Source organism: Janthinobacterium sp. UMAB-56 (genome assembly GCF_900095265.1).
Lineage (GTDB): Bacteria > Pseudomonadota > Gammaproteobacteria > Burkholderiales > Burkholderiaceae_D > Janthinobacterium.
Window position 1 is genome coordinate 263535 of the sequence record NZ_LT607654.1, and the last position, 25499, is coordinate 289033.

26 protein-coding genes are annotated in these 25499 nt (G+C 63.9%); 8 read left to right on the forward strand and 18 right to left on the reverse strand.

Annotated features, from left to right (window positions below; genetic code table 11):
• Nucleotides 1-9: 9 nt before the first annotated feature.
• Nucleotides 10-1827, reverse strand: coding sequence for a DUF885 domain-containing protein (locus tag K0F85_RS09820; protein WP_219115854.1), 1818 nt, complete (start codon nt 1825-1827; stop codon nt 10-12).
• 113 nt (nt 1828-1940) lie between these two features.
• Nucleotides 1941-3950 carry a glycoside hydrolase family 3 protein gene (locus K0F85_RS09825; protein WP_219115855.1) on the reverse strand — a complete coding sequence of 670 codons (2010 nt, stop codon included), beginning with the start codon at nt 3948-3950 and terminating at the stop codon, nt 1941-1943.
• A gap of 208 nt (nt 3951-4158) precedes the next feature.
• Between K0F85_RS09825 and K0F85_RS09830 the strand changes: the two genes are divergently transcribed.
• On the forward strand, nt 4159-5193 hold the full coding sequence (locus tag K0F85_RS09830; protein ID WP_219115856.1) for an AraC family transcriptional regulator: 1035 nt from the start codon (nt 4159-4161) through the stop codon (nt 5191-5193).
• A 7-nt stretch (nt 5194-5200) separates the two neighbouring features.
• Here K0F85_RS09830 and K0F85_RS09835 read toward each other — a convergent pair whose 3' ends face one another.
• From K0F85_RS09835 to K0F85_RS09860, 6 genes are all read right to left on the reverse strand, one after another.
• A complete protein-coding gene (locus K0F85_RS09835; protein ID WP_219115857.1) occupies nt 5201-6292 on the reverse strand; it encodes a porin in 1092 nt (363 codons plus the stop codon).
• Nucleotides 6293-6315: 23 nt separating this feature from the next.
• Nucleotides 6316-6960 carry a maleylacetoacetate isomerase gene (maiA, locus tag K0F85_RS09840; RefSeq protein ID WP_219115858.1) on the reverse strand — a complete coding sequence of 215 codons (645 nt, stop codon included), beginning with the start codon at nt 6958-6960 and terminating at the stop codon, nt 6316-6318.
• Nucleotides 6957-8318 (reverse strand): aromatic acid/H+ symport family MFS transporter, encoded by a 1362-nt coding sequence (locus K0F85_RS09845; protein WP_219115859.1) that lies wholly within the window; start codon nt 8316-8318, stop codon nt 6957-6959. Before K0F85_RS09845 ends, maiA begins: the two co-directional genes overlap by 4 nt.
• Nucleotides 8319-8390: 72 nt before the next feature.
• On the reverse strand, nt 8391-9098 hold the full coding sequence (locus tag K0F85_RS09850; protein WP_219115860.1) for a fumarylacetoacetate hydrolase family protein: 708 nt from the start codon (nt 9096-9098) through the stop codon (nt 8391-8393).
• Between the two features lie 21 nt (nt 9099-9119).
• On the reverse strand, nt 9120-10172 hold the full coding sequence (gtdA, locus tag K0F85_RS09855) for a gentisate 1,2-dioxygenase (RefSeq protein WP_219115861.1): 1053 nt from the start codon (nt 10170-10172) through the stop codon (nt 9120-9122).
• The gene (locus tag K0F85_RS09860) at nt 10169-11383 is read right to left on the reverse strand and encodes a 3-hydroxybenzoate 6-monooxygenase (RefSeq protein WP_219115862.1); all 1215 of its coding nucleotides are present in this window, start codon (nt 11381-11383) and stop codon (nt 10169-10171) included. Before K0F85_RS09860 ends, gtdA begins: the two co-directional genes overlap by 4 nt.
• A 149-nt stretch (nt 11384-11532) precedes the next feature.
• Between K0F85_RS09860 and K0F85_RS09865 the strand changes: the two genes are divergently transcribed.
• The 5 genes from K0F85_RS09865 (at nt 11533) to K0F85_RS09885 (ending at nt 14715) form a co-directional block, all read left to right on the forward strand.
• Nucleotides 11533-12453 carry a LysR family transcriptional regulator gene (locus K0F85_RS09865; RefSeq protein WP_219115863.1) on the forward strand — a complete coding sequence of 307 codons (921 nt, stop codon included), beginning with the start codon at nt 11533-11535 and terminating at the stop codon, nt 12451-12453.
• Between the two features lie 45 nt (nt 12454-12498).
• Complete coding sequence (locus K0F85_RS09870; protein WP_219115864.1) at nt 12499-12975, forward strand: GNAT family N-acetyltransferase; 477 nt, start codon at nt 12499-12501, stop codon at nt 12973-12975.
• A gap of 88 nt (nt 12976-13063) precedes the next feature.
• Nucleotides 13064-13351 carry a putative quinol monooxygenase gene (locus K0F85_RS09875; protein WP_219115865.1) on the forward strand — a complete coding sequence of 96 codons (288 nt, stop codon included), beginning with the start codon at nt 13064-13066 and terminating at the stop codon, nt 13349-13351.
• A gap of 66 nt (nt 13352-13417) precedes the next feature.
• Entirely contained in the window at nt 13418-13984 is a 567-nt protein-coding gene (locus tag K0F85_RS09880; protein ID WP_219115866.1) for a hypothetical protein, read from the forward strand.
• The gene (locus K0F85_RS09885; RefSeq protein WP_219115867.1) at nt 13981-14715 is read left to right on the forward strand and encodes a hypothetical protein; all 735 of its coding nucleotides are present in this window, start codon (nt 13981-13983) and stop codon (nt 14713-14715) included. The genes K0F85_RS09880 and K0F85_RS09885 overlap by 4 nt, the downstream gene beginning before the upstream one ends.
• A 25-nt stretch (nt 14716-14740) precedes the next feature.
• Here the strand turns inward: K0F85_RS09885 and K0F85_RS09890 are convergent, their stop codons facing one another.
• The 7 genes from K0F85_RS09890 to alkB all read right to left on the reverse strand — a co-directional run bounded on the left by K0F85_RS09890 (nt 14741) and on the right by alkB (nt 22045).
• Entirely contained in the window at nt 14741-16282 is a 1542-nt protein-coding gene (locus tag K0F85_RS09890) for a cryptochrome/photolyase family protein (protein ID WP_219115868.1), read from the reverse strand.
• Nucleotides 16283-16324: 42 nt separating this feature from the next.
• A complete protein-coding gene (locus K0F85_RS09895; protein WP_219115869.1) occupies nt 16325-18796 on the reverse strand; it encodes a penicillin-binding protein 1A in 2472 nt (823 codons plus the stop codon).
• A gap of 74 nt (nt 18797-18870) precedes the next feature.
• On the reverse strand, nt 18871-19266 hold the full coding sequence (locus tag K0F85_RS09900; protein WP_219115870.1) for a hypothetical protein: 396 nt from the start codon (nt 19264-19266) through the stop codon (nt 18871-18873).
• The gene (blaOXA, locus tag K0F85_RS09905; protein WP_219115871.1) at nt 19263-20081 is read right to left on the reverse strand and encodes a class D beta-lactamase; all 819 of its coding nucleotides are present in this window, start codon (nt 20079-20081) and stop codon (nt 19263-19265) included. Before blaOXA ends, K0F85_RS09900 begins: the two co-directional genes overlap by 4 nt.
• Nucleotides 20082-20180: 99 nt before the next feature.
• The gene (locus tag K0F85_RS09910) at nt 20181-20348 is read right to left on the reverse strand and encodes a hypothetical protein (protein ID WP_219115872.1); all 168 of its coding nucleotides are present in this window, start codon (nt 20346-20348) and stop codon (nt 20181-20183) included.
• A 24-nt stretch (nt 20349-20372) separates the two neighbouring features.
• Nucleotides 20373-21293: a GTP cyclohydrolase FolE2 gene (gene folE2, locus K0F85_RS09915; protein ID WP_257572660.1), complete on the reverse strand. Its 921-nt coding sequence runs from the start codon at nt 21291-21293 to the stop codon at nt 20373-20375.
• Between the two features lie 89 nt (nt 21294-21382).
• Entirely contained in the window at nt 21383-22045 is a 663-nt protein-coding gene (gene alkB, locus K0F85_RS09920; protein WP_219115874.1) for a DNA oxidative demethylase AlkB, read from the reverse strand.
• Nucleotides 22046-22139: 94 nt separating this feature from the next.
• Here alkB and K0F85_RS09925 point away from each other — a divergent pair, with 94 nt between their 5' ends.
• The gene (locus K0F85_RS09925; protein WP_219115875.1) at nt 22140-22610 is read left to right on the forward strand and encodes a heme-degrading domain-containing protein; all 471 of its coding nucleotides are present in this window, start codon (nt 22140-22142) and stop codon (nt 22608-22610) included.
• Here the strand turns inward: K0F85_RS09925 and K0F85_RS09930 are convergent, their stop codons facing one another.
• Genes K0F85_RS09930 through K0F85_RS09940 form a run of 3 tightly spaced genes read right to left on the reverse strand, consistent with a single transcriptional unit; the run spans nt 22611 to nt 24776 of the window.
• Nucleotides 22611-23303 carry an aspartate/glutamate racemase family protein gene (locus K0F85_RS09930; protein ID WP_219115876.1) on the reverse strand — a complete coding sequence of 231 codons (693 nt, stop codon included), beginning with the start codon at nt 23301-23303 and terminating at the stop codon, nt 22611-22613.
• A 17-nt stretch (nt 23304-23320) separates the two neighbouring features.
• On the reverse strand, nt 23321-24058 hold the full coding sequence (locus tag K0F85_RS09935; RefSeq protein ID WP_219115877.1) for an SDR family NAD(P)-dependent oxidoreductase: 738 nt from the start codon (nt 24056-24058) through the stop codon (nt 23321-23323).
• Nucleotides 24051-24776, reverse strand: coding sequence for a GntR family transcriptional regulator (locus K0F85_RS09940; protein ID WP_219115878.1), 726 nt, complete (start codon nt 24774-24776; stop codon nt 24051-24053). The genes K0F85_RS09935 and K0F85_RS09940 overlap by 8 nt, the downstream gene beginning before the upstream one ends.
• A gap of 135 nt (nt 24777-24911) precedes the next feature.
• On the opposite strand from K0F85_RS09940, the gene K0F85_RS09945 reads away from it, so the two are divergent.
• The gene (locus K0F85_RS09945) at nt 24912-25367 is read left to right on the forward strand and encodes a thioesterase family protein (protein WP_219115879.1); all 456 of its coding nucleotides are present in this window, start codon (nt 24912-24914) and stop codon (nt 25365-25367) included.
• The last annotated feature ends 132 nt before the right edge of the window (nt 25368-25499 follow it).

Sequence of the window (25499 nt, forward strand, 5' to 3'; positions counted from 1 at the left end):
GCCATGGCGTCAGCCCTTCGCTTTTCTCTGCTCGGGGATGAAGTGTTCGCGCACGGCCTTGGCCAGCAAGCCAGGCGGCAGCAAGCCCTGTCCCAGCAGGAAGTTGTTGAAGGCCAGGCGGTCAAATTTCGCGCCCAGCGCCAGCTCCGTTTCCGCGCGCAGCTGCAGGATGCGCGTATAGCCATAGAAATAGCTGCCCGCCTGGCCCGGCATGTTGAAGGTATAGCGGTCCAGCTCCTGGCGCGCCATCGCTTTCGACAGCATCACTTCGTCCGTCAGGACGCGTCCCGCTTCTTCGCGCGTGACCTGGCCCAGGTTCAGCATCGGGTCGAGCATGGCGCGCGCCGCACGCAGCATGCGAAATTGCAGCGCGATGAACTGGCCTTCGACTGGCTCATAGGGAATCATCTCCGCTTCCGCGTACAGCGCCCAGCCTTCCACGTTGACGCTGTTGAACGCGTACAGGCTGCGCGCCTGCGACACGCCGCGCTCCACCATCGCGCTAAATTGCAGTTCGTGGCCGGGACGGCCTTCGTGCGCGCTCAGGGTCCAGGCGGCGCCCGCGAAATTGAAATCGTCATACGCTTCGCCCTTGCCGCTGGCGGCCGGATTGCTGACGGGGAGGACGAACTGGCCGTGCTCTCCCGTATTGCCGATCAGCGGCGGCGGGCGCATGTGCGGCGCCGGCTGGGCCGCGGACTCGGCGGCGGACGCCAGGCGCATGGTCATGGCGCGCGCAGGGATATCGACCACGCGATGCTGGTCGATGCGTTTTTCCAGTTCTGTATTGACGCCCTTGTAGTGCGCTTCGAGCTTTTCATTCGGAATAGAATCGCTCTTCAGCACGCGCAGCACCTGGCGATAATCACTGCCGTCGACGCCCTTCAAGGCCAGCTTGGCCGCCACCACGGGCGCCAGCGCCTGCATGGCGGCGCGCGTTTCCAGGTAAGCCACTTCGGCCCGTTCGACCAGGACGCGCGGCTCGATGTCGATGCCCACCTGCTTCAGGCGAAACGCATACAGCTCGGGCGCCATGCGGAAATCCGTGCGCGACAGGGGCAGCACGGTCTGGCGCTCCCACGCCGCATACTCTTTCAACTGTTGCTCCATGGCTGCCAGCGCCGGTTCGGCATCCGCGATCTGCATGTCGGCAAACAGCTTGCGGATGCCGGCGATATACGTCGGCACGTTTTCCAGCGACTGCTCCACCTGCAGGCGCACCGGGCCGGCCAGGCCAGGCTTGCCGATTTTTTCCGTGAAGCGCGCCTTGGCCTGCTGCGTGATCGGCGTGCTACCCGGGAACTGGCCCACGTAGCGCTGCAGGCGTTCCAACGCCTTGGCGCGACGCGCCGCCGGGCGCTGTTCCTGCAGCAGGCTTTGCATCGAACCGAACACCATCTGCGGCACATCGACCCAGGGCAAGGTGTACTTGGCATCGAGCCGGGCGCCGGCAATTTCCTGGTCGACGGCATTCGTCAATATCTGCAGATCCTGGCGGATGCGCTCATCTTTTTCCGCCGCCAGCTTGTGCTGCAATTGCGCGCGCGCCTGCTGCATGGCCGCCACATAACGTTCCGTGATCTTCGGTCCCAGGTCGGCGGCCAGACCATCGTACTGGGCCAGGCCCGTGTCGGACGCGTTTTCGGGAGAAAACTGCGCCTGCGCCGCCAACACGATGGCCGCATAGCCGTTGCTGGCCTCGACCCAGGCGGCGGAAGCTGACGGCGCGACGGTAGCGGCCATGGCGGCCATGGAAACGGGTGGGGAAAAGGCGGCGGCAAGCAGCGCTACAAAGACGGTCTGGCGCAATTTCGGGGATACGGACATGGGGGCTTCCTTCCTGGCAGAATCGGCGAACGAAACGGCCAGTATCGGCGAGTGCCAGGTGACTGTCAATCGGGCGGGGACAGACCGCGCCGGGCGGCCCGTCCCCGCTCCTGTCAGTAGGCCAGTCCGTAACCGAACTTGTACAGTGGGTGGGCCGTGTCATACGGCACGTCCGATTTCTGCACCTGCACTTCGGCCATCGACGAGGGCAGCTCGAACGGCAGCTTGCCTTGCGGCTTGGCCTTGCCCGTCAAGACATCGAACAGCGCGCCATCGCTGACGCCAAAGTTGGCGAGGATGGCGCTGGCCTTGTCCTGCACATTGCCGAGGATGGCCGGGCGGTCCAGGTACACCGTCACCACCGTCTTCGGCGCGAATTTCGCCGCGTTCTTGATCGCTTCGTAGTCGGCGTCGCCATCGACGTAATCGAGGCGACCCTCGTGCTGCATGCTGCCGAAGATGTAGTTCGGGTGCAGCGTTTCATACGGCGCGGCTACGCGCAGCAGGGCCACGTCCGCTTCCTGCGGCGTGGCCACCACCGTGTAGCCATACTGTTTCGCCACGGCTGCATCGATGCCGTACAAATAGACCTTTTTGACGCTGGTCGCCAGCGGCAAGACCTTGTCCTTGTTTTCCAGCAAGACCAGCGAGCGGCGCTGCGCCTCCAGGCCCGCCTCGATGAAGTCCGCCTTGCCCACCGTGGCCGCCGCCTTCGCCGCATCGACAAACGGATGCTCGAACAGGCCCTGCTTGAATTTCTGGATCAGGATGCGCCGCGCCGAGGCGTTGATGCGCGCCTCCGTCAGCTGGCCCCGCTGCACGGCTTGCGTCAGGTAGGGCGCTTCCGTCACGCCGCCAAACTGGTCCATTCCCGCCGTCACGGCCTTCACGTAACGCTCGGCCTTGGTGGCGTCTTCCATGCCCCAGGGCGTGCCGAAGCCGATGAAGGAAGGCGCCACGCCAGGCGGCGTGCCATTGCGGCAATTGGCGTCGCAGTCGGAGGTGATGCCCCAGTCGGACAGGATCACGCCTTCAAAACCGTATTTGCCGCGCAGCAGATCCGTCAGCATGGTCTTGCTGAAGCCGGCCGCCACCTGTTCCAGGGTGATGCCATCTATCGTGATATTGCCGTCCGGCAGAGCGTATGTCGGCATGACGGAAGCCGCCTTGGCCGTGAAGGCGCCTTCGAACGGTTTCACGTGGTAAGCAAAATTGTTGCCAGGGTAGGTCATGTAGCGGCCATAGTAATTGTGGCCGTCGAAGCCCTCTTTCGTGGCGCCGTAGCCGACCCAGTGCTTGACGACGGCCACCACGCTGCCATCATGCAAGCCCGTGTTGCCATCCTGGAAGCCCTCGATATAGTGCTGCACCATGCGCTTGGCCAGGTCCGCGTCTTCGCCAAAGGTGCCGTTGATGCGCGACCAGCGCGGTTCGGTGGCCAGGTCGGCTTGCGGCGACAAGGCTTGCGTGATGCCGACGGCCAGGTATTCCTGGCGCGCGATATCGCCGAAGCGGCGCACCAGCGCATCGTCGCCGATGGCGGCCAGGCCCAGAGTTTCCGGCCACTGCGAGAAACCCTTGGTGCCGGCGCTGGCGCCTACCGTGTACTGGAAATGGTGGCGCGGGTCCGTGCTGATGGAGACGGGAATGCCGTGGCGCGCGGTTTCGCTCAGGGCCTGCACCTTGTTGTACTGCGCCGCCATGTTGGCCGTGTCGCCCGCCATGCGGGTGATGAAGGTGTTGACGTACTGCTTGACGATCAGGTCTTGCAGCGCCGTCAAGTCGTAGGCGCCGCCCTGGCCGATGCCGGTGGGGTCGGCCACGGTGGGCGCCGTGCCATGCATCATCAGGCCGGCTTTTTCATCGAGGCTCATGCGCGACAGTAGGTCGTCGGCGCGCGCCTCGGCCGACAAACGCCAGTCTTCGTACGGGTCGATCTTGCCGTTGCGGTTCATGTCCTTGAAGGTATAACCGTCAACCTTGAGCTGGGTGTAGGTCGTGCTGCCAAACGCGGGCTGCGTGTATTGCTCGCTGACGGTATCGTTGCCGCAGGCGGCCAGGGCAAGCGTGGCAACGCAGCCGGCGACCACGCGGGCCATCGGTTTCAAAGTGCAATTCATCATTATCTCCAAGACTGTTTTTGTAGGTATCAAGGCGCGGCAGCAAGGCCGGCCGAAAACAATATAGCGTGAGAATGCGTGAGTTTCTTGACCGCGCAGCACGCGTTTTATACCCGCGAGAACAATTTTCGCTTCAATGGCACAACAAGCAACAATCTCTTACAAAGTGCTAATATTTGTGAAAAATTACTACAACAAGCAGGAGACACCCTTGCACAAACCCGACACGCGCACGGTTTCAAACCGCATCGCGCAACAATGCGCGCGCGCCATGCAGGCCGATGGCCACGACCCCGCCGACTTTTTCCGCCACACGGGCATCACGCCGGCGCAGCTCACGGCACCTGGCGGGCGCATCAACGCCGAGCGGCACCGCCGCATGACGGTCTACGCCCAGCAACTGCCACAGCACCGGGCCATACTCGATCTCGACGTGACGCACTGGTTCGCGCATTACTCGGGTATCGCCCACGTCTGCTTCAACCGCCCCACCCTGCGCAGCGCGCTGCACGAGCTGCTGCACTTGCGCGGCTTGATCGGCGAATTCGATTTCATGCTGATGAGCGAGAGTGGCACGCGCATCGAGATCGAATACCTGTCCGAGTTCTGCCCCCTGGGGGGGGCCATGCAGGCACTGGCAAATTTCCGCATGCTGTCGCTGGTGGCGCGCGCCTACGACGATGGCGCGGCCACCGCCTTTCATGTCAGCTTCCAGGGCAAGGCGCCGTGGTTCGCACCCGCCATCGCCGAGTGCTTCGGCGCCGCCGCCACCTTTGGCCAGGCGCGCAATACACTGACATTTGACGCGCCGGCGCTGGACCGGCCCTTTGGCCAGTTCAACGCCATGCTGGCACCGCACGCGCTGCGGCACGCGCAGGGGCAATTGCAGAAACTGCAGGGCGCGCAGCTGTTTTCCGCACGCGTGGAGCAAGCCATCATCGATTTGCTGGGCCGGCAGGCCGACGCGGACGGCTCCTCGCTGCTGCCGGCCCTGTGCGACGGCCTGGCGATGAACCGCTGGACCTTGCAGCGCCAGCTGCAACAGGAGCAGACCTCGTTCCGCGCGCTGGAACTGCGCGCCAAAAGCAGCGAATCGCGCCGTTTGCTGCGCGAAACGAGCCTGAGCGTGATGGAAATCAGCGAGCGCCTGGGTTTTTCCTCGCAAAGCGCATTCACCCGCTTCTTCAAGACTCAGTTCGAGCTGCCGCCCGCGCGCTACCGCCACGATATGCAAGGCAGCGCCTAAGACGATGTCAAAAGAAGTGGCGCATGCCCGCCATCACGCCATTCTGCGTGCGCCCCGCCCCCACCGTGCCGCCTGCATCCAGCGCCACGGCGGCTGTGCCGCTGTTATCCATGCGGCCGATGGCGCTGTAGATGGCTGTGCGTTTGGACAGGTGGTAGCTCAGGCGCACGGTGGCCAGGGTGGCATCGTTGGGGCTATCCTTGACTGACAGCCTTGCCACCTGGCCGTCGAGCACCAGCGCGGGCGAGACCGGCCAGGCGGCACCCAGATACAGCAGCTGCGAATCGACTGGCCCCGTGGCGGCGCGGGTCGTGCGGTCGATGATGCCGCCGCCGACTTTCAGCCGATCGAGCATGGCATAGGCGCTGGCGATCACGCGGCGGTCGAAGTTGCGGCGCAATGTGAGGCCGTTGGCCGCGCCCGCGTTGCCGTACATGATGTCGTATGAGGCCGTTGCGCCGTAGCGGCCCGTGTCGTAGCCCAGCAAAGAGGTGATTTGACGGCAAGCCTTCGCATTGCCCGCCACTTCGCCTGCGCAGCCCGTTGCCGCCGGCCCGCCCGCCGCCGAGGCATCGCGCCCCAGGCTGTAGGTGGCGCCCACCGTCACATCGGAAAACGTGCCCAGGTAGCCGATGGCGTTGTCGCTGCGCGCATTCGGCAGGTACAGATCGAGGCTGCTGATGGAAAACAGGGCCGGCCCCATGATGTCGGACTTTTGCGTGGCCCAGAACGACATATTCATTTGCCGCCCCAGCATCACGCTGCCATAACGGCCCTTCAAGCCCACGTACGACTGGCGGCCGAACAGTCTCCCACCCTGCCCCGCCATGCCCGTATCGACGCCGAAGCCCGATTCCAGAGCAAAGATGGCTTGCAGGCCGCCGCCCAGGTCTTCCACGCCCTTCAAGCCGAAGCGCGACGGCAATGAGCCCGTCAAGGTGGGCATCTTGGTAACGCTGTCGCCGGCCGCGTTGGCATGCGTCGTGTAGGCCAGCGAACTGTCAAGCACCCCGTACAGGGTCACATTGCTTTGTGCGTGGGCAGCGCTGCAGGCGCACGCGCCCAGCAGCGCCACGGTGATGGCCTTGATTTTTTTCATGCTTGTCTCCGTTTTTTGGGTATTTATTCTGCGTCTGGCTGCGTATCCGGGTGCGCCTGCTGGAACGCCGGCAGCGCCTCGCAGTGCGCGATGACGCGCAGGATCGTGGGGTACGGCGCCAGGTCGCAATGGAAGCGCCGCGCGTTATAAATCTGCGGCACCAGGCAGCAATCGGCCAGGGTCGGCGTGTCGCCATGGCAGAACTGGCCCGTAAGGGGACTCTTTGCCAGCTCCGCTTCCAGCGCGGCTAGGCCCAGATGGGTCCAGTGCTGGTACCACGCATTCTTCTGCTCCTGCGACAGGACCAATGGCCCCGTCAGGTAATTGAGGACGCGCAGGTTGTTCAGCGGATGGATGTCGCAGGCGCACACCATGGCCAGCTGGCGCACGCGAGCGCGACCGAGCGCATCGGCCGGCAGCAGTTTTTGGCCTGTCTGCGTCTCGTCCAGGTATTCGATAATGGCCAGCGATTGCGTCAGCACGGCGCCACCGTCCTCCAGCACGGGCAGCAGCTGCTGCGGGTTCAGGCCGGAAAATGCCGGCGTGAACTGCTCGCCGCCGCGGCGGCTCAAATGCACATACACCGTGTCGACGTGGAGGTTTTTAAGGTTCAGCGCGATGCGCACGCGGTAGGATGCGGAGCTGCGGTAATAGCCATGCAGTTTCATACGGTGCTCTCTTTCAGGGTAGCGGGAACGGCACTGGCAGCAGTCCTGGCGCGCATCAAACGTCCCATGGTCAGCAGCGCCAGGGAAGCCAGAACGGCGGGGATGGCCAGTAAAAAGAAGATGGTTTCGTTATCAAGCTTCAAGGTCAGCATCAGGCCGCCGGCCATGGAACCGAGCACGGAACCGCTGCGGCCCACGGCGGCGGCCCAGCTGACGCCGGTGGCGCGGCTCGACGTGGGGTAGAAGGCAGCGGCCAGCGCATTGGCCCCCACTTGCGAGCCGCTCACGCCGAAACCCACGCCAAACACGGCCAGCACCAGCAAGGCCACGCTGCTGCCCGACAGGGCCACGACGACGATGCAGCCGGCAGCGGCCAGGTAGGCAATGCTCAGCACCTTATGCGGGCTGTAGCGGTCCATCCAGCGGCCCAGCAGAATCGCGCCGACCGTGCCGCCTACCTGGAACATCATCGTCACCAGCGAGGCGTTCGACAGGGACAGGCCATTGCCATTCAACAGGGTCGGCATCCAGCTCGACAGCAGGTAAATGATCAATAAACTCATGAAAAACGTGGACCAAAGCAGCAAGGTGCCGCCAATCACGCCGGGACGGAACAATTCGGCCATGGGCGAACCGGCGGGTTTTCTATCGCTGACCACCAGGTGCGGCAAGTCGGCCAGGGCGGGCGTGATGCGGCGTGCGATTTTCAGCACCTGGCTGCCATCGCGGCCTTTCAGTACCAGCCAGCGCAAGGATTCGGGCAGCGCCAGCAGCAACACGGGCACCAGCAGCAATGGCAAGGCGCCGCCCAGCATCAACACGCCGCGCCAGCCTATCAGGTGCTGCAGCTGCGCCGAGGCCAGTCCGCCTAGCGCGGAACCGATGGTAAAGCCACAAAACATCATGGTCACGAGGCCGGAACGGCGCTGTTGCGGGCAGTATTCGGACGTCATGGTGACGGACGTCGGCATGGCGCCGCCCAGGCCCAGGCCAGTGAGGAAGCGCAGCGCCAGCAGCATCGTCAAATCCGTCGACCAGGCCGACAGCAGGCTGGCCGCGCCGAAGAAGGCGACGGACACGATCAGCACGGGACGGCGGCCGTAGCGGTCCGCCAGGGGGCCAAACAGGAAAGAGCCGGCCATCAGGCCAAACAGTCCGGCGCCGAACAGGGGTGCCAGCGCGGCGGGGGTCAAGCCCCATTCGGCGCGGATGGCCGGCGCGATGAAGCCGATCGAGGCCGTGTCGAAGCCATCGATGGCGACGATCAGAAAACATAGCCAGAGGATCAGCTTCTGGTAGCGGGAAAACGGATGAGCGTCGAGGAAGTGCTGGACGTCGGTGCCGGCGTGGGTAGTCATTATCTGGTCTCCATTCTTATGTGTGATGGTGCTGTCGGGCTGCGCGATCTGTGCCGTGCTGGCCCGGGGTAGTTATTGCACGGCGACGGTAATCGGCGTCAACCCGGCGATGCGCGCGTCCATGGTCTGGCCGGCGGTGACGGCGCCCACGCCTTCGGGCGTGCCCGTCATGATGATGTCGCCCGGCTGCAGCTCGAACAGGGTCGACAGATTGGCGATGACTTCATTGACGGACCAGATCAAATGTGTCAAATCGCTCGTCTGCACGACCTTGCCGTCGACTTCCAGCACGATGGCGCCCGTGGTGATTTCACCGCTGGCGGCAATCGGCGTGAGCGCGCCGATGGGGGCCGAGTAGTCGAAGGCCTTGCCGATCTCCCACGGGCGGCCTTGCTCGCGCATGCGCATCTGCAGGTCGCGCCGCGTCATGTCCAGGCCGACGCCATAGCCGAAGATGTGCGACGCCCCATCCTCCAGGGCGATATTGCTGCCGCCTTTGCCAATGGCGACCACCAGTTCGATCTCGTGGTGGAAGTTCGCCGTCTGCGCCGGATACGGCAACGTGACCGTCACGCCGGGCAGCACGGGCACGACGGACTTGTCGTCGTTCGGCTTGCAAAAAAAGAATGGCGGTTCGCGCTCAGGGTCGAAACCCATTTCGCGCGCATGGGCGGCGTAATTGCGGCCCACGCAGTAGATGCGGCGAACGGGAAACTGGCTGTCGGTGCCGACGATGGGCAGGCCGGCGATGGCTTGGGGGGCGAAGATGAAGTTGGTCATGGTGAAATCCTGTCTGAAAAATCAATCGGTCAAGAACTGCTCGCGCAGCACGCCCATTGCAAGCTGCACGGGGCGGTCGGAAAAACTGAACAGCACGACATCGTCTTGCTGGCAGTCGAAGCACACGGTGGTCCACGACGGCACGACGAAGGTGTCGCGCGGGGCGAAATCGAAGCGCTGTCCACCGATATCCACGCTGCCATGCCCCTCGACGACGCTGTAGACGGTGCCGTCGGTGCTGCGCGCGCGCTTGCCCGCAAACCCTTTGGGCAGCAGTTGCATGAAGGTGGCCATGGTGGGCATGGGCGAGCCGCCCGTCAGCGGGTTCGTATAACGCAGCTTGTAGCCGTGCCAGTCGTCGATGACGTCCGTGCGCGACAGCAGGTCCAGCGCCTCGCGCGACCGCGCATACGGGTAGTTGAAGATGGGCGAGGTGGCCGCCCCGTGCAGCTGCTTCACGGGCGCCATGTTGTAGCCATAGCGGGCGAAGCTCTGGCATTCCGGACGGGTGACGATCTGGCTGTCTTCCGTATCGTTTTCCGCGAAGCCGGAGTCGAAGTAACGGAGCATGGGAATGTCCAGGCCATCGAGCCACACGACGGGCTCGCAGACGCCATCGACACCCAGGTTGCCATGGTCATGCCAGGTCCACGAAGGCGTGATGATGAAATCCCCCGGGTGCATGGTGGTGCGCTCACCCGCCACCGTCGTATAGGCGCCCTGACCGCTCAAGACAAAGCGCAGCGCGGACTGGCTGTGACGGTGCGACGGCGCCACTTCGCCGGGCAAGATCAGCTGCAAACCCGCGTACAGCGATTGCGTAATCGACGAGCGGCCGGGCAAGGCTGGGTTTTCCAGCACGAGGACGCGGCGCACGGCTTCGTGGGCCGTGATCACTTCGCCGGCACGCGCCAACTGCGGCGCGATGTCGGCATAGCGCCACAGGGCGGGGGCATACGGCGCCGTCGGATGGGGTGGCACCAAGGTATGCAAGGATTGCCACAGCGGCGACAGATGCATGCCGCTCAGGGCGTCATACAAGGCCTCGCGTTCGGGCGTTTGAGGGGAAATCATGCTGCGTCCTTCTCGGTAGTGGCCAGGCAGGTTTGCGCCGTCCAGCCATACAGCCAGGCCAGCGCTTCGTAGAATTGCGCGTGCGTGCGCCCGCGCCACAAGTCGTTGCGCACCAGGCGTTCGACGCCTTTGGCGTGGTACAAACGGCCCATTTCGCGCGCCGACAGCACGACACGGGCCGTGCGGGCGATACGCGAGGTCTGATACAGCCGGAAGGCGGCGGCCATGTCGAAGTCGCAGGCGCGCACGGCCTCTCCCAGAGTCACGGCGTCTTCCAGCGCCATGCAGGCACCCTGCGCCAGGTATTGCAGCATCGGGTGGGCAGCGTCACCCAGCAAAGTCATGCGCTTCGTGCTCCAGTTGGCGACGGGGTCGCGGTCGGCCGTGCTCCAGCGTTTCCACGACGTGGGCTTGTGCAGCAGCTGGCGCGGCTGCGCGTGGATGCCGTCGAAGTACGACAGCACTTCTTCCTTGCTGCCGTCCGTGACATTCCATTCTTCCTGGTCGCGGCTATGAAAAGTCACTACCAGGTTGTATTGCTCGCCATTGCGCAGCGGGTAGTGCACGAGGTGGCAGTTCGGCCCGGCCCAGACGACGGGCGCGTTCCAGCGCAGGTCGGCCGGCATGTCGGCGGCCGGCACCACGGCGCGGTAGACCACGTGACCGGAGACGCGCACGGCGTCGCCCACGATGCGCTCGCGGATCACGGATTTGACGCCGTCGCAGCCGATCAGCACATCGGCGCGAAAGCTGCGCCCTGCCGCATCGAGCACGGTGACACCGTCCACATCTTCCACGACGTCCGTCACCTGCGACGACGTTACAAAAGAAATCAATGGCGAGGTGCGCACCGCGTCGAGGATGGCACCGTGGATGTCGGCGCGGTGGATGACGGCGTAGGGATTGCTGAAGCGCTGGCGGAAGGCCGCATCGACGACAAAGGTGCCCACCTCGCTCGCGTCGACGGCATCCATCATCACCAGCCGTTCCGTGAAGACGGCCTTGGCGCGCGTGCGCTCGCCCACGCCCAGCGCGTTCAGCGCGGCGAAGGCGTTGGGCGCCAGCTGAATGCCGGCGCCGATCTCGCCCAGGGTCGAAGCCTGTTCCAGCACGGTGACGGCCAGCCCTAGGCGCGACAGGGACAAGGCGGCGGCCATGCCGCCGATGCCGCCGCCGACGATCAGCACCGACGGTTTATGGGTAGCTTCCATTTCTTTCCTCCAATTGATCTGTGTGCTTGCGCGATGCACGTTTGCCGTGCTCTTGGTATGACAAGCAGTGTGCCGACAGGTCAATATTCGGTAAAGCGATGGAATACAATAACCACAATCGCATTTTTAAATAATGGTGGAATCCTCTTATGTCCCGTTTCGATATCGAACTACTGTTCATCTTTGACGAGATCTATAAAAGCCGCAATGTGACGCGCGCGGCTGAAAACCTGGGCTTGCCCCAGTCTACGGTCAGCATTGGCCTGGGCAAGCTGCGCACGCATTTCGGCGACAGGCTGTTCGCGCGCACCTCGAAAGGCATGGAGCCGACGCCGCGCGCGCAAAACGCCGTGCAAGACGTGCGCGCCGCAATTGCCGCATGGCAGCACGCGCTGGCCAACCAGCCCGTGTTCGACCCGGCCGCCAGCACGCGCGAATTTGCCATCTGCATGACGGACATCAGCGAAATCGTGCTGCTGCCTACCCTGCTCAACCATCTGCAGCAGATCGGGCCCGGCATCACCCTGGACGTGTCGAAGATCGCTACCGACACGCCCGAGCGCCTGGAAGGGGGCGAAGTGGACCTGGCCGTGGGCTTCATGCCGCATCTGGAATCGGGGTTTTATCAGCAGAAACTGTTCGACCAGCACTTTGTCTGCCTGGTGGCCAGCAGCCACCCGCGCATCCGCGACACGATTACTGTGGAAGAGTTCCTGCAGGAAGGGCATATCGAAGTGAAAAGCTCGGGCACGGGACACTCCATCGTAGAAAAGGTGCTGGCTGCGGCCGGCGTGCAGCGGCGCATCGTGCTAAAACTGCCCAGCTTCCTCGGCGTGTCGCGCATCGTCGCCGAAACCGAGTACATCGTCACGGTACCGTATCGCTACGCGCTGCAAATGCACGACCACGAAGCGTTCCGCATCCTGCCCCTGCCCGTGGCGCTGCCCAGCTTTTCAGTCAAGCAGCACTGGCACGAGCGCTACCATGAAGATGCGTCAAACCGCTGGCTGCGCCAGACGATGGCGCAGCTGTTTGGAGCTGGCGATGCCACAACCTTGCCTATTGAATAATTTTTCTGCATACTGCCAGGCCCGACCTTTTCATTGCCTTCCACTATGTCTATCAGCCTGCGCCCCGTCACCGTCGACAATTTTGACATCATCAGCGACTTGCCCTTGCTGCCCCAGCAACGCGACTATCTGGCCAGCAACGACTATTCCATCGCGCAGGCCAGCTTTTACCCCGCCACCATGCATACGCGCGCCGTGTATTGCGCTGAGGAAGTCATTGGTTTCCTGATGTTCGTCTCGCCCGATGCCGAAGACCCGCCCGGCCACTACCAGATCTGGCGTTTCATGATCGATCACCGGCGCCAGGGGCAAGGGCATGGCCGGGCCGCCCTCGCCCTGGCGCTGGCGGAGATCCGCGCCCGCCCGGACGCGCGCAGCATCGAAATTTGCTACAAGCCTGGGAATGCCAATGCGAAAAAATTCTATGCCAGCATGGGATTCGAGGAAAAAGGCATGGATGCCGATGGCCATGACATGCTGGCCGTGATCAAGCTCGTAGCGCAGACCAGCAATGCACTGTGATGCCGGTTCGGCAAAGACGCGCAAGATACGATAAGCTGATGCCGCTTACACGGCTAACGCCGCTCACTTATTTCAAACAAGGACCACCATGACCCTGATCGTCGTCGCCACCATCGATGCCCAAGCTGACCATATCGCCGCCGTGCGCGCCGCCCTGGAAGCCGTCGTGCCGCCCAGCCGCGCCGAAAGCGCCTGCCTGCGCTACGCGCTGCACCTCGACAACAAGATCCCCACGCGCTTCATCATGCTGGAAGAATGGACCGACCAGGCCGCGCTGACGGCGCACTATGCGACGCCCCATTTCAAGGCGCTGGTGGCCGCCGTGGGCGATAAAGTCGTCAATATCGACGTGGCGGAACTGAGCAAGCTGATGTAAGGGAAACGCGTGGCCATCTTTGAAAGTTGCCATCTATAATATGGCAACTTTTTTTATGGCACCATCATGACAGCATTTTCCAAGATACGCGGTGCCGTAGCGGTAGCCGCCCTGACACTCTGCGCCGGCGCCGCCGCGCAAGCTCCCATGCCCAGGCTCGTGGGCGAGTACGACTTGCTATCCTCGACGACCGTGCCGCCCAGCACCTGGGGCTATTCCAAGGCCCGTGTTTCAATCAGACAGCTCGATGACCATCACCTGCTGATTTTGCTCGCTTGCGAGTGGAAACGCGAACCGAAGGCCGTCTGCGGCGACTACTTCTACGCCCAGTGGCGCGACGACGGCCTGTATCTGCAGGATATGAACACCTTCGCCATGCGCCTGTATTTCGATCCCGCCTCGCGCAAGCTCACCATCATTTCGCGCGGCGCCGACGCAAAGCAGAGCGTACGCCACGAAGTGTTCGGCACGACGACGGCGCCACTCGTCGACCCGGCGCTGCTGCGGCGCATGAAGCGCGAGCAGTCACATGCCGACAGCAAGGAAAACCGGCGCGTGTTCGGTCCCTACACCCAGTGGGACTACCAGGAAAACCGCATCGAATTCCAACGTCAAGACTGGACGGCACCGTGATGGCGCGCCTGATCCAGCCCCTTCGTCGCCAGCTGCTGCGCCTTGCAGGCGCCTTGCTGTGCGCGCCCGTGCTCGCGCGTGCTGCCGATGGCGGCCTGCCCCGCGCCGTGCGCCAGCGCATCCTGGCGACCCTCGACGCTCCGCTGCCCAAGGTGCTCAATGTGCACCATCTGGCACTGATACGGCGTTTCAACATCGGCTGGTCGCCCGTGGAAAGCGGCGCACCCATGCTCAATCCGGCCTACCCGCTGGGCAAAGGCGACACCCTGGCGCTGGCCATGCAGGCGATTGGCAGCAAGGATGCGGCGCTGGCCGCCCAGCGCCTGATGGAGGCGTCGCTGCTGCTGCCCCACTTTGTGCAGATGGCCGACCTGAAACCGGGCAGCTATGCCTACGCCAAGGCGACCTTCACCTTGACTGCCCGGCACCTGTCACTGCTGCGGCAACAGTCATGGATGACGCTGGAAATGCTGGGCATGGGCGCGGAAGACTATCTGGCCGAAGGCTATTGGCCCACCCCGTCCGTCGATGGCAAGCGCCCGTATGGCGACTTCACGAATTACCCGGTCGAGATGGCGCAAGCGCTGGGCCTGCCGGTGCGCAAGCAAGCGAACGGCAGCCTGGCCATCACGCCCGCGCTGCAGGCGGAACTGGAAGCACTGCACCAGCAGACCATGCCGGCGCTGCAAGTGTTCGTGCGGGAAGCGGGCTTGAAGCGCAATACCCTCTAAGGGGGCCGGGCCAGATTGCCCTGTTTTACAGGGAATCGAGCCTGGCCAACATCGTGGCCGCCTGCTCGCGGAAAGCCGCGATCGTCGCCGCATCCATCTTCTCCAGCTGGCGATACGCCATGCCTATGCGGGGATTGCGTTCCAATGTATCCGCATTGCGATGGAAAAAATCCCAGTACAGGGCATTGAAGGGACAGGCGCGCTCGCCGATGCGCGACTTTTTATCGTAATGGCAGCCTTTGCAATAATCGCCCATGCGGTCGATATACGCGGCGCTGGAAACATACGGCTTGGTGGCCAGCAGCCCGCCATCGGCGAACTGGCTCATGCCGACAGTATTGGGCAGCTCCACCCACTCGAAGGCATCGATATAAATGCCCAGATACCAGCCATGCACCTTGGCCGGATCGAGGCCGGCCAGCAGCGCGAAATTGCCGATCACCATCAGGCGCTGGATGTGATGCGCATGGGCCTGTTCCAGCGACTGGGTGATCGCCTGCGACAGGCAATGCATCTTCGTCTTGCCATCCCAGAACCATGAAGGCAGCGGGCGCGTGTGGCCAAAAAAATTCTTCTCCGCATAACCGGGCATATGGGTCCAATAGACGCCGCGCACATATTCGCGCCATCCCAGTATCTGGCGTATAAAACCCTCGACCGCAGCCAGCGGCGCATGGCCCGCCTGATAAGCCGCTTGCGCCCTGGCGACGACTTCGCGCGGATTGAGCATTTTCACGTTCAGCGCGAACGACAGCAGTGAATGAAACAAGCGCCAGGCCTTGACGCTCATGGCATCCTGGAAATCGCCAAAATGCGGCAAGGCCCGCGCGATGAAGGCATCGAGCTGCTGCAGCGCTTCGTCCCGGTTCAGCGCCCATGGCAGCCGGTCGGCATGCGGCGCGCCGAAGCTTTTCACGCCTGCGGCGACGATGCTTTGCCATAATCGAGAGTGGTCATGCAGGGTGCGCGGGTCTTGCGGCTCGGCGGGCGTACCGCGCCAGGGCTTGCGGTTATCGTGATCGAAGTTCCATTGGCCGCCGATAGGTTTTTTCGCGTCTTCCATCAGCACCTGGTGCGTGCTGCGCATCTGGCGGTAGAAAAACTCCATCAGCCATTGCTTGCGTCCGGCGAAAATATCGGCCACTTCATGGCGGGCCGTATAGAAATGGTCGCTGTCGACCATCCGCCATGGAAGACGCGAGCGGCGCCCGGCGTCGTAGAGCTGCTGGTCAAGGCGCCACTCGTCGGGCGCCTGGTACTCGAAGGCGCAAGCGTCATAGTGGTCAAGCAACGCTTCGATATTGTCCGGTATCGAGCGCGTGCTTTCCACGTCATCGATGGCGATGTAATGCACTATGTGGCCGAGCTGGCGCAACTGGCGCGCCAGTTCACGCATGGCAGCGAAAATAGCCAGGATCTTCTGCGCATGATGCAGCACATAATCGGTTTCTTGCCGCACCTCCATCAAGACATAGATGGTGGCGTCATCGACTTCGGTGAACCAGCGATGCTGCGCATTGAGCTGGTCGCCGAGTATCAGGCGCAGCGTGGGCTTGTGTGAGTTCATGATTATTCTGTGCGATGGTTGAATGCGCCATGGCGGCGGCGCTTATCCCTGCGGCGCAGGCACAGGTGCCGGTGCCGACTGCGGTGCCGGGGCTGGAATCGGCGCCGCCTCCGGCACCGCCTTGCCATGCGATTCCTGCCCGCCCTCGCCTTCGGCCGGCATGGCCAGCGGCGCCGGCGGCACGCCTTCCTGCAGCAAGTTACCCGGCTCCTCCACCGGCTCATCCTGCGGCGCCTCGACCGGCTCCACGTGGCGCAGCGGCGGTGGCGGCTTGCCGCCGGGGAAGATGGCATCGCGCGACAGTTTGCCCGTATCGAGCGCCGTCTTGAAGAAATCGCCCACCAGCAGCACGGCGTTGTGGCCGCCCTGGCCCCAGTAATTGCTGCGCATGGTGACCCTTGCGTCATTAAAACCGACCCAGGCGCCGCCCACCAGTTCCGGATGCATCAAAATAAACCAGCCGTCCGCATTGTTTTGCGTGGTGCCGCTCTTGCCGGCCACGTCGGAGCGGATGCCAAAGCGGCTGCGGATGGCCGTGCCCGTGCCGCGGTCGATCACGCCGCGCATCATGTCCGTCAGGGTGGCAGCCGATGCCGCCTGCATGGCGCGCTTGGGCTTGTCTTCGCCGAAACGGGCGATGACCTTGCCTTCACGGTCGGTGATGTGCGTGACGACGAAGGGCATGCGCGCTTCGCCCTGGGCCGCGATGCTGGCGTAGGCGTTGACCATTTCCAGCAGGGTGACGGGACTGGTGCCCAGCGCCAGCGACGGCACTTTTTCCAGCTTGCTGTCGCGGATGCCCAGCGCGCGCGCCAGCTTGATGATAGGCGGCAGTCCGACATCCTGCATCACTTGCGCCGTGATGGTATTTTTCGAGTAAACGAGGCCGTCGCGCATGCTCATGTCGCGCCCCGTGGTGCCGCTCATGTCCGTCGGGCGCCATATGGTGCCATCGGCTGCCTTGATATCCATCACGGCATCGCGATACACATGCTCGGGACTGAGTCCCTTTTCCAGCGCCGCGCCATACACGATGGGCTTGAAGGTGGAGCCGGGCTGACGCGCCGCCTGCGACACGTGGTCGAATTGTTCGCGCGCAAAGTCGCGGCTGCCCACCCAGGCGCGCACGGCCCCCGAGGCCGGGTCCATGGCGGCAAAGCCCGCTTCCAGGCGCGTCTTCGACTTGCGCAGGGCGGCCATGAAGGCACGGTCACCCTTCAATTTTTCCAGTGCCTCATCGGGCGTGCCGCCGGCGGCCGTCAGCTTGCGGTAATCGCCCGACTCGCGCACGAAAGCATCGAGCAAGCCCGGATGCGATTTCCAGAAGTAATCGAATGCCACGCTGCCAGCCTGCATGCCTGCATACATGCCCGTCGAGGTGGACGATGGCATGCCGGCGCGGCTCCATTCCACGTCGGCGATCACTTGCAGGGCATTCGCCTGCCGTTCGACGGCGCGCTCGGCCGCCTGCTGCAGATCGTGGTCGAGCGTGGTGTGCACCACCAGGCCATCGCGCTCCAGGTTGTAGTCGTTTTCGTCGGCCCAGTCGATCAGCCATTTGCGCACATAGGCAGTGAAATGGCTGTCCGACTGCGCCCGTTCACTCTGGCGCTCGAAATGCAGGCGCAGCGGACGCTTGATCAATTGCTTGTAGCGCAGCTCGTCGATGACGTCGTGCTTGCGCATCTGGCCCAGCACCACATTGCGCCGTTGCAAGGATCGTTCGGGATTGCCGACGGGGTTGTAGTAATTCGTGCCCTTGAGCATGCCGACCAGGGTGGCGCTTTCCAGGATGTCGAGGCGCGACGCGGGCTTGTCGAAGTAGGTGCGGGCCGCCATTTCGATGCCGTAAGTGTTGTACAGGAAAGGGACGGTATTCAAATATGCTTCCAGAATTTCCGTCTTGCTGTAGGTAGCCTCGATCTTCAGGGCCGTGATCAGCTCCTTCAACTTGCGGTTCAGGTTGCGCGAGCGACCTATCTCCTCGGGGAACATATTGCGCGCCAGCTGCTGCGTAATGGTGGAACCACCCTGGGGGTTGCCCCCGGCCGTGTGCAAGATGGCGCCGGCCGTGCGCGTGAAGTCGATGCCGTGGTGTTCGTAGAAGCGGTGGTCTTCCGTCGAGATCAAGGCGCTGACCACGTTCGGCGAAATCTGCTTCAAGGTGACGCGCTCCTGCAGCCCCTGGTCGAAGCGCACCAGTTCCTTGCCGTCGGCGCTGACCATGGTGCTCGGCGCGGCCGCGCGCGCCTGACGCAAGTCGTGGATGCTGGGCGTCAGCGGGATCAGCAGCAACATGTAGGATATCGTTAGCGCCAGCACGGCCAGGAACGACCATAGGCCCAGCACCAGCGCGCGGCGCACCGGCGGCAGGCTCATCAAGTGCGCGTGGCCACGCCGGACCAGCGCCACGGCCTTGACCCACACCAGCCCCGCCAGTCGCCAGGCCTGCGCGCGCGCCCATGTCCATGCCTGCCGTGCTTTTTCCTGAAATTGCTCCATGCCTGATGCCATGCTTGTAACCTTGTCTGATGCCGGATTTTCCGTTTCAGCAAGTATATAGGGCGGGCAACAAAGCGGGCCGGATTTTACGCCAGGCAGGCATCGAGGCGCGCCAGGGTGACACCGACATACGCGCCCACGCAGCGTGCGTCGCGCGTATAAAAAGCGTCTACCACAGGCAGCAAGGCGCAATCGCAGATGACGGGATCGACCTGGGTCACGACGCCCAGCGCCAGGTAGCGCCAGCCATCGAGGCGCAGCAGGCGTTTTTCCCGGCCCGGATTGGCGCGAAAGATGGCATCCCAGTCGTCCATCTCGCCGAGCACAGGCCACAGTTCCGCCTGCAACGGCGCACCGGTGGCCATCTGCCCGCCGCCAAACTCATCCATCACGTGCAGACGCTGGCCGCCCACCTCGATGACGGCTTCCAGATAGTCGCCCTCGGTCACGATGAAGGTGGCGGCAACGATGCTGGCTGTCACTTCTGCGCCTGCTCCAGCAGGGCCGGCAATTCTTTCAGCATGGCTGCGCGCGTGCGCAAGCCCGCCGATGGCAAGCCCTTTTGCTCATCCTGCACCAGGCGCGCAAAGACGATGCTGCGCTCGCCCTTGCTGGCCCAGCCCACGAACCAGCCGTAGCCACGCGCTTCGTCTAAGCTGCCGTCGGCCTTGCGCGGGAAGGCGGCGCCCGTCTTGCCATGCACTTGCCAGCCGTCCACATCGGCCAGGCGCGTCAGGCGACGCGTTGCTTGCATCGCCTGTTTAGTGACGGGCAATTGATCGTTGACCAGCTTGCGCAAGAAGCCTAGCTGTTCCAGAGGGGAAATTTTCAGCGAAGAACTGATCCACGAGCGCTCCAGGCTATTCTCCTTGCCCGGGTCACCCGAGACGTCCGCATTGCCATAGCGCAAGGCCTTCGCGTATTTCTGGAAGCGCTCGGCGCCCAGCGCCTGCGTAATCTGCTGCGAATACCAGACGACGGAATACTGCATCCAGCGCGACGGATCCGTCTCCTGGCGCCAGGCATCGCCGCCCCAGTCCACATAGCCCTGGCGGTACGGCAGGCTAGGTGTGTGCTCATCCTTGAGGAAGCCGGCATCGTAGCCCATCAGGCTGAGCGCGATCTTGAACGTGGATGCGGGGGTGACGCGGTCGAGGCAATTACCCTCTTGCAGCAAGACGGCACCCGTCCTGGCGTCGGCCATGGCGGTGCAGATGGTGGCGGAATGGGCTTGCGAGGCGGCCAGCGTGGCGCCTGTCAAGCCGAGAATGCACTGGAAGATTGCGCGATATTTCATGGGCCTCCGGGGTTGGGGGAGAAGGACAAAGCGAAATTGTACCGGGCAGCGCGGCGCGATGCCAGCGCTGATGCATCGGCTTGAAGCCAGGCTTGCACGCTAGCGCCCCACCGGCGCAGCCGGCTGGCGCTCCCGCTTCAGCCGCTCCTCTTCCATCTCGTCCATGCCCAGCTTTTCCTCGTCGATCAGCGCATGTTCGCGCCGTTCGCGTTCCAACTCCTCTTCCAGTGCGCCTTCGCCTGGCTCCTGCGCGATTTTCTCCGGCATGCTGCCCTCCTCCACGGTGGTTGACTAACAATTTCCAGCAAGCTTGCCCGCCTGCGCCACGGCATCGTGCGGATGCAGGCTTTCCATATGTTGTACGGTAACATGCGCCTGCGCATAATGTGGTGCCAGCGCCGCCTGCACGCGGCGGGCCGCGTCTTCCACATACATCAGGTTAGCACCATTCAAGCGCGCGAACGCCTGCTCGTCGGCCCGTTTCACGGCCGTCTGCAAGGGCGTCGCCAGCGCCGCTTCCACCAGCTCGATCAAGGGAAACAAGTCCAGCTCCGCCTGTTCCGTCAAGGGCACGGTCACCGTCGCCGTGCTGCGCTGGCTGTGCGGCGTGGCCAGGCTCGCGTGTTCATGCAGCCAGTCGCGCGCCGCCACGGCGTCGATGCCACCCTCGCCGAATTGCGCCGCGAAGGCGTCGGCAAGCAGTTGCCGCGCCAGCGCCGCCGAGCACGGACAAGTCGACGAATAGCCGACCTCCAGCGTCAGGGATAGCGTAAAACCGTGTGGCGAGTCGCTGGCCTGCAAGCGCACCGGATACGATTTCCAGCCCGACAGCCCCGCCGTCAGCAGCGCAGGCTGGCGCCGCAGCAGGGGAAAAGCCAGCGCCAGACGCGCCTGCGTGCTGCCGCAATCGGCGTGGCTGTCGATCATGCGCCGCAGCACGGCGGCCAGCGCCGGCGCATCGAGCGGCTGCGCAGCGGCAAAGGCATCGAGCAGCAGATACAGGCGCGACATGTGAATGCCCTTGACGCGTGGATCGGGCAGATCGACTTGCACGTCGGCCCAGGCATGTACTTGCTGCGCCTGCCCGCCCTCCTCCAGCCACAGCGGCAAGGCGATGCCCTGCATGCCCACCCACTCGAGCGGCAAGGGGCTACCCAGGTGAGGGCCGGCCGCCACGTCGGGCAGGGGTGAGGAAAGAGAATCGCGCTTCATGGCATGGCTCCATATGCAAACAAGTTGCATATCATGGAGAAAAACGGGCTTATTTGCAAGTACATTGCATTAATGGACGCATTGACAGCTCAACTGGCCCTGCGAAACGTCAAATTGATGCGCTGCGCACCCAGCAGCGTGTGTTGGCCCTCCTTCAATGGCGCCACGCCGTGGAAGCGCAGGCGGTCGGCGCCACCCCACACCACCACGTCGCCATGCAGCAGGGAGATGCGCGCCGGCTTGTCGGCCCGCTCGGCGCCGCCGAACAGGAAGGTGGCGGGCAGCCCCAGCGAGACAGAGACGATGGGCGCCGTGAAATCGCATTCATCGCGGTCCTGGTGCAGAGCCATGCGCGCGCCGGGCGCATAACGGTTGACCAGGCAGGCGTCGGGAGCAAAGCCCGGATAGCCGGCCGCCTGTGCCGCCTGTTGCGCCAGGCGCAGGAACACGGGCGGCATGGGCGGCCACGCAAGGCCGCTGGCCGGATCGCGCCGCGCATAGCGGTAGCCGCGTCCATCCGTGATCCAGCCCAGGGGGCCGCAATTACTCATGGCGACGGACATGCGCAAGCCGCCCGGCGTGGCCATGTGGCGCAGGGGCGCTGCCAGCACGATGGCATCGAGCGCCGGCAGCACCTCGTCCAGATAGGGCAGGGCAAAACCGCGCAACAGGACCGACGCGGACGCGCCGGGCACCAGCGGCGCCGGGCCGGCCGCAGCATAGTCTTCATCGGCAAACAGGGACAGGTTCATGCCGTGTATTGTAGGCCCGGCGTGGAAAAAGCGCGCGCGACTGGTCCATGCTGCGCTACAGTAGCGTTTCCAGCCACTACCACCCGCCTCCACGATGGATCATTACGCCGATTTGCTGCAAACCCTGGCGCAGCAGGAAGAAATCCTGCAATTCGAACGCTTCGACAACGACGCCGCGCTGGCCGTGGGCCTGTGGATCGTCGAAGAAGTGCGCAAGCGCGGCAAGGCCGTCACCGTCAACATCACGCGCAACGGTCAAATCCTGTTCCACCACGCCATGACAGGCGCCACGGCGGACCAGGCGGACTGGATACGCCGCAAGAACAACACGGTGCAGCGCTTTTGCCGCAGCTCCTACTATATGGGCATTTCCCATAAAAGCCGGGGCAACACCTTCGAAGACGTGAAATATCTCGACGACATCGAGTACGCGGGCCATGGCGGCGCTTTCCCCCTGCTGATACGCGGCGTGGGGCTGGTCGGCACGGTGACCGTGTCTGGCCTGGCGCAGGCAGACGACCACGCGCTGGTGGTGGCCGCGCTGCAGGCGCAGCTGGATAAATAGTCAGGCGGCCAGCGCCCGCTGCAAGGCGGCGCGCGCCAGCAAGCGCGTGGAATCGAGCGTCGGCAGCGGCGAATTGGCGTCGCTGATGAACAGCGGGATTTCCGTGCAGCCGAGGATGACGGCGTCGCAGCCCTGCTCGCGCAAGCCGGCGATGATGGCCTGGAAGCGCGCCACGCTGTGCGGCTGGATCACGCCCGGCACCAGTTCTTCCATGATGATGCGGTTGATCTCACTGCGCGCGTCTTCGGCGGGCCGCACGCAAGCGATGCCGCGCGCGGCCAGCCGGTCGGGATACACGGCGCTGTCGACCAGCCAGCGCGTGCCCATCAAACCGACTCGTTGGCAAGCACGCGCCGCCGCTTCGGCGGCCACTACGTCCGCAATATGCAGCCAGGGCAGCGGCGAACGGGGCGCCATCAACTCGAATGCCTGGTGGATGGTGTTGTCGGGGCAAATCAGGAACTCGGCGCCGGCGGCGGCCAGCTTGCGCGCCGACGCCAGCATCAGTTCGGCCACGCCGGCCAGGTCGCCCGTCTTCAGGCAATCTACATAGCGCGCCAGCGACGGCGTGTGCAGGGATATTTCCGGGTGCTCATACGCTCCCAGCGCATGCGCGCCCTCTTCGCAAATCGTGCGATAGCACAGGGCCGCCCCTTCGGCCGAACAGCCGACGATGCCGATATGTTGTGTCATGTGAGCGTCCCTTTCGATTAAATGCGCTGGCCGCCGTCGATGGGAATTTCCGCACCCGTGATGTACGAGGCGCGCTCGCTGCACAAGAACTCCACCAAATCCGCCACTTCGGCCGTCGTGCCCAGGCGGCGCAAGGGGATTTGCGTATCGACGATGTGCGAAGTGCCGGGCGACAGGATGGCCGTGTCGATCTCGCCCGGTGCGATGGCGTTGACGCGCACGTTCAGCGGCGCCATGTCGTTGGCCATTTCACGTGTCAGCGATGCCAGCGCCGCCTTCGAGCTGGCATAGGCCGAGCCGGCAAACGGGTGCACGCGGTAGCCGGCGATCGAGCACAGGTTCACGACGGCGCCGCGCGCCTTAGACAGTTCCTGCGCGAAGCCGCGCGTGAGCGCCAGCGGTGCAAAGAAATTCGTGTTGTACATTTCCTGCCAGGTCTGCATGTCGGTGGTCAGCGAATTGACGCGCGTGCCGCCCGGCCCTTTCGGCGACACGCCCGCATTGTTCACCAGCGCATGCAGTTTCGCGTCGCCCAGCATCGGGCGCAGCGTCTCGACCATCTGCCCGATCTGGCTCAGGTCCGACAGATCCATGCACACATGTGTGTTGTGCTCCTGGCTGCGCGGGCAGCCGCCGGGAATCGGGCTGCGCGAAACGGTGATGACCCTCCAGCCCAGGCTGCGGAAGCGTTCCGCGACGGCGTGGCCGATGCCGCGGCTGGCGCCCGTGACGATGGCGGTTTTTTGTTCAGTCATGTTCTTCCTTGTCCTGTTCTGAGTTTTGTTCTGCAATGCCAGCGGCGTGGATGCGTTCCTGGCGCATCACATAGGCCAGCATCTGCGTCCCGCCATCGAGGATGTCCTGTTCGATGGCGCGCCGCGCGGCCGCGCTGTCGCGCTGGCGCAGCGCGCTGATGATCGCGTGATGGTGGCCGACGCGCATGTCGGGCGAAAAGCTGGCGTAGCCGGCGGCGATCAGGGGCGCCGTCTGCATCCACAGATGGTCGACGAAGCGTTTTAAGGTCGGCATGCCGGCCGCCTGCGCCAGGCCCAGGTGAAACGCCTGGTTGCATTGCAGGGCCGCCGCCAGGTCGTGCCGCGCGATGGCCTCTTCATTCGCCTGCAGCAGGCGTTCCAGGTCGGCCAGGGTGGCGTCGTCGATGCGCTGCGCTGCCTCAGCCGCGCCCAGGCCTTCCAGTTCCAGGCGCAGCGCGCGGATTTCCAGGTAGCGCGCCACACTGAGCACGGGCACGCGGAAGTCGCGCGGCGAGCGCAGCACCAGCGCCTCTTCCTGCACCAGCTGCAGCATGGCGTCGCGCACGGGCGTGACGCTGGTGCCCAGCTGCAGCGCCAGCTCGCGGATGCGCAGCCGGTCATTCGGCTGGAAGCGCCCGGCCGCCAGCGCTTCGCGCAGCATGGCGTACACGGACTTGCCCAGGTTGACGTGCAGCAGGCTGTCGAATTGATGCTTCATGCGTGTCTTTGCTCGTTGGAAATTGATGATGCATCATACATCATTGTAGAAAACGCGGTTTTCCATCCGTGTACCGGAGACAGGAAACATTGCAAGACCGTACAATCAGCTGCCACCGCATCGAAAGGAGCGCTCTTGAACTGGGATTATCCGCACGCCCACACCCTGCCCGTCACGCCCGAAGCGGCCGACATCGACGGCTTGCAGCACACCAACAACGCCGTCTACGTGCGCTGGTGCGAGCATATCGCCTGGCACCACTCTGCCAGCCTGGGACTGGTGCTGGACGATTACCGGCGCCTGGACCGGGCCATGGCGATACGCCGCGGCGAATACGACTACCTGCTGCCAACGCGGGCCGGCGAAGCGCTGACCCTGGCCACCTGGCTGTGCGCCAGCGATGGCCGCTCCAGCATGGAACGGCGCTTCCAGCTGATCCGCAATAGCGATGGCGCCACCGTCGTGCGCGGACGATGGGACTTGATTTGCATCGAACTGAGCAGCGGGCGGGCGCGCCGTTTGCCGCCTGAATTTCTGGCGGCGTACGAACCGGCCATCGTCGCGGCCGGCGCGCAGGACGCAGACGCCTAGGCAGCCGTTTTGCACGCCGATCAGCGAAGATGCGGGGCTTTTCCTGCGCCTCCGCAGTGCAACATGCATTTCACTGCTGATTTGCCCGTTCATGCTTTAGAATCAGCGACCTCAGCCCCGTAAAAACAGGAT

Bases quoted from the DNA above. Each gene is read 5' to 3' on its own strand.
- alkB (WP_219115874.1), bottom strand. From the start codon at position 22,045: ATGAACCTGTCCCTGTTTGCCGATGAAGACTATGCTGCGGCCGGCCCG.
- K0F85_RS09925 (WP_219115875.1), top strand. From the start codon at position 22,140: ATGGATCATTACGCCGATTTGCTGCAAACCCTGGCGCAGCAGGAAGAA.
- gtdA (WP_219115861.1), bottom strand. From the start codon at position 10,172: ATGATTTCCCCTCAAACGCCCGAACGCGAGGCCTTGTATGACGCCCTG.
- K0F85_RS09890 (WP_219115868.1), bottom strand. From the start codon at position 16,282: ATGAACTCACACAAGCCCACGCTGCGCCTGATACTCGGCGACCAGCTC.
- K0F85_RS09940 (WP_219115878.1), bottom strand. From the start codon at position 24,776: ATGAAGCATCAATTCGACAGCCTGCTGCACGTCAACCTGGGCAAGTCC.
- K0F85_RS09850 (WP_219115860.1), bottom strand. From the start codon at position 9,098: ATGACCAACTTCATCTTCGCCCCCCAAGCCATCGCCGGCCTGCCCATC.
- K0F85_RS09865 (WP_219115863.1), top strand. From the start codon at position 11,533: ATGTCCCGTTTCGATATCGAACTACTGTTCATCTTTGACGAGATCTAT.
- K0F85_RS09820 (WP_219115854.1), bottom strand. From the start codon at position 1,827: ATGTCCGTATCCCCGAAATTGCGCCAGACCGTCTTTGTAGCGCTGCTT.
- folE2 (WP_257572660.1), bottom strand. From the start codon at position 21,293: ATGAAGCGCGATTCTCTTTCCTCACCCCTGCCCGACGTGGCGGCCGGC.
- K0F85_RS09870 (WP_219115864.1), top strand. From the start codon at position 12,499: ATGTCTATCAGCCTGCGCCCCGTCACCGTCGACAATTTTGACATCATC.
- K0F85_RS09835 (WP_219115857.1), bottom strand. From the start codon at position 6,292: ATGAAAAAAATCAAGGCCATCACCGTGGCGCTGCTGGGCGCGTGCGCC.
- K0F85_RS09910 (WP_219115872.1), bottom strand. From the start codon at position 20,348: ATGCCGGAGAAAATCGCGCAGGAGCCAGGCGAAGGCGCACTGGAAGAG.
- K0F85_RS09875 (WP_219115865.1), top strand. From the start codon at position 13,064: ATGACCCTGATCGTCGTCGCCACCATCGATGCCCAAGCTGACCATATC.
- K0F85_RS09895 (WP_219115869.1), bottom strand. From the start codon at position 18,796: ATGGCATCAGGCATGGAGCAATTTCAGGAAAAAGCACGGCAGGCATGG.
- K0F85_RS09845 (WP_219115859.1), bottom strand. From the start codon at position 8,318: ATGACTACCCACGCCGGCACCGACGTCCAGCACTTCCTCGACGCTCAT.
- blaOXA (WP_219115871.1), bottom strand. From the start codon at position 20,081: ATGAAATATCGCGCAATCTTCCAGTGCATTCTCGGCTTGACAGGCGCC.
- maiA (WP_219115858.1), bottom strand. From the start codon at position 6,960: ATGAAACTGCATGGCTATTACCGCAGCTCCGCATCCTACCGCGTGCGC.
- K0F85_RS09825 (WP_219115855.1), bottom strand. From the start codon at position 3,950: ATGATGAATTGCACTTTGAAACCGATGGCCCGCGTGGTCGCCGGCTGC.
- K0F85_RS09860 (WP_219115862.1), bottom strand. From the start codon at position 11,383: ATGGAAGCTACCCATAAACCGTCGGTGCTGATCGTCGGCGGCGGCATC.
- K0F85_RS09880 (WP_219115866.1), top strand. From the start codon at position 13,418: ATGACAGCATTTTCCAAGATACGCGGTGCCGTAGCGGTAGCCGCCCTG.
- K0F85_RS09930 (WP_219115876.1), bottom strand. From the start codon at position 23,303: ATGACACAACATATCGGCATCGTCGGCTGTTCGGCCGAAGGGGCGGCC.
- K0F85_RS09935 (WP_219115877.1), bottom strand. From the start codon at position 24,058: ATGACTGAACAAAAAACCGCCATCGTCACGGGCGCCAGCCGCGGCATC.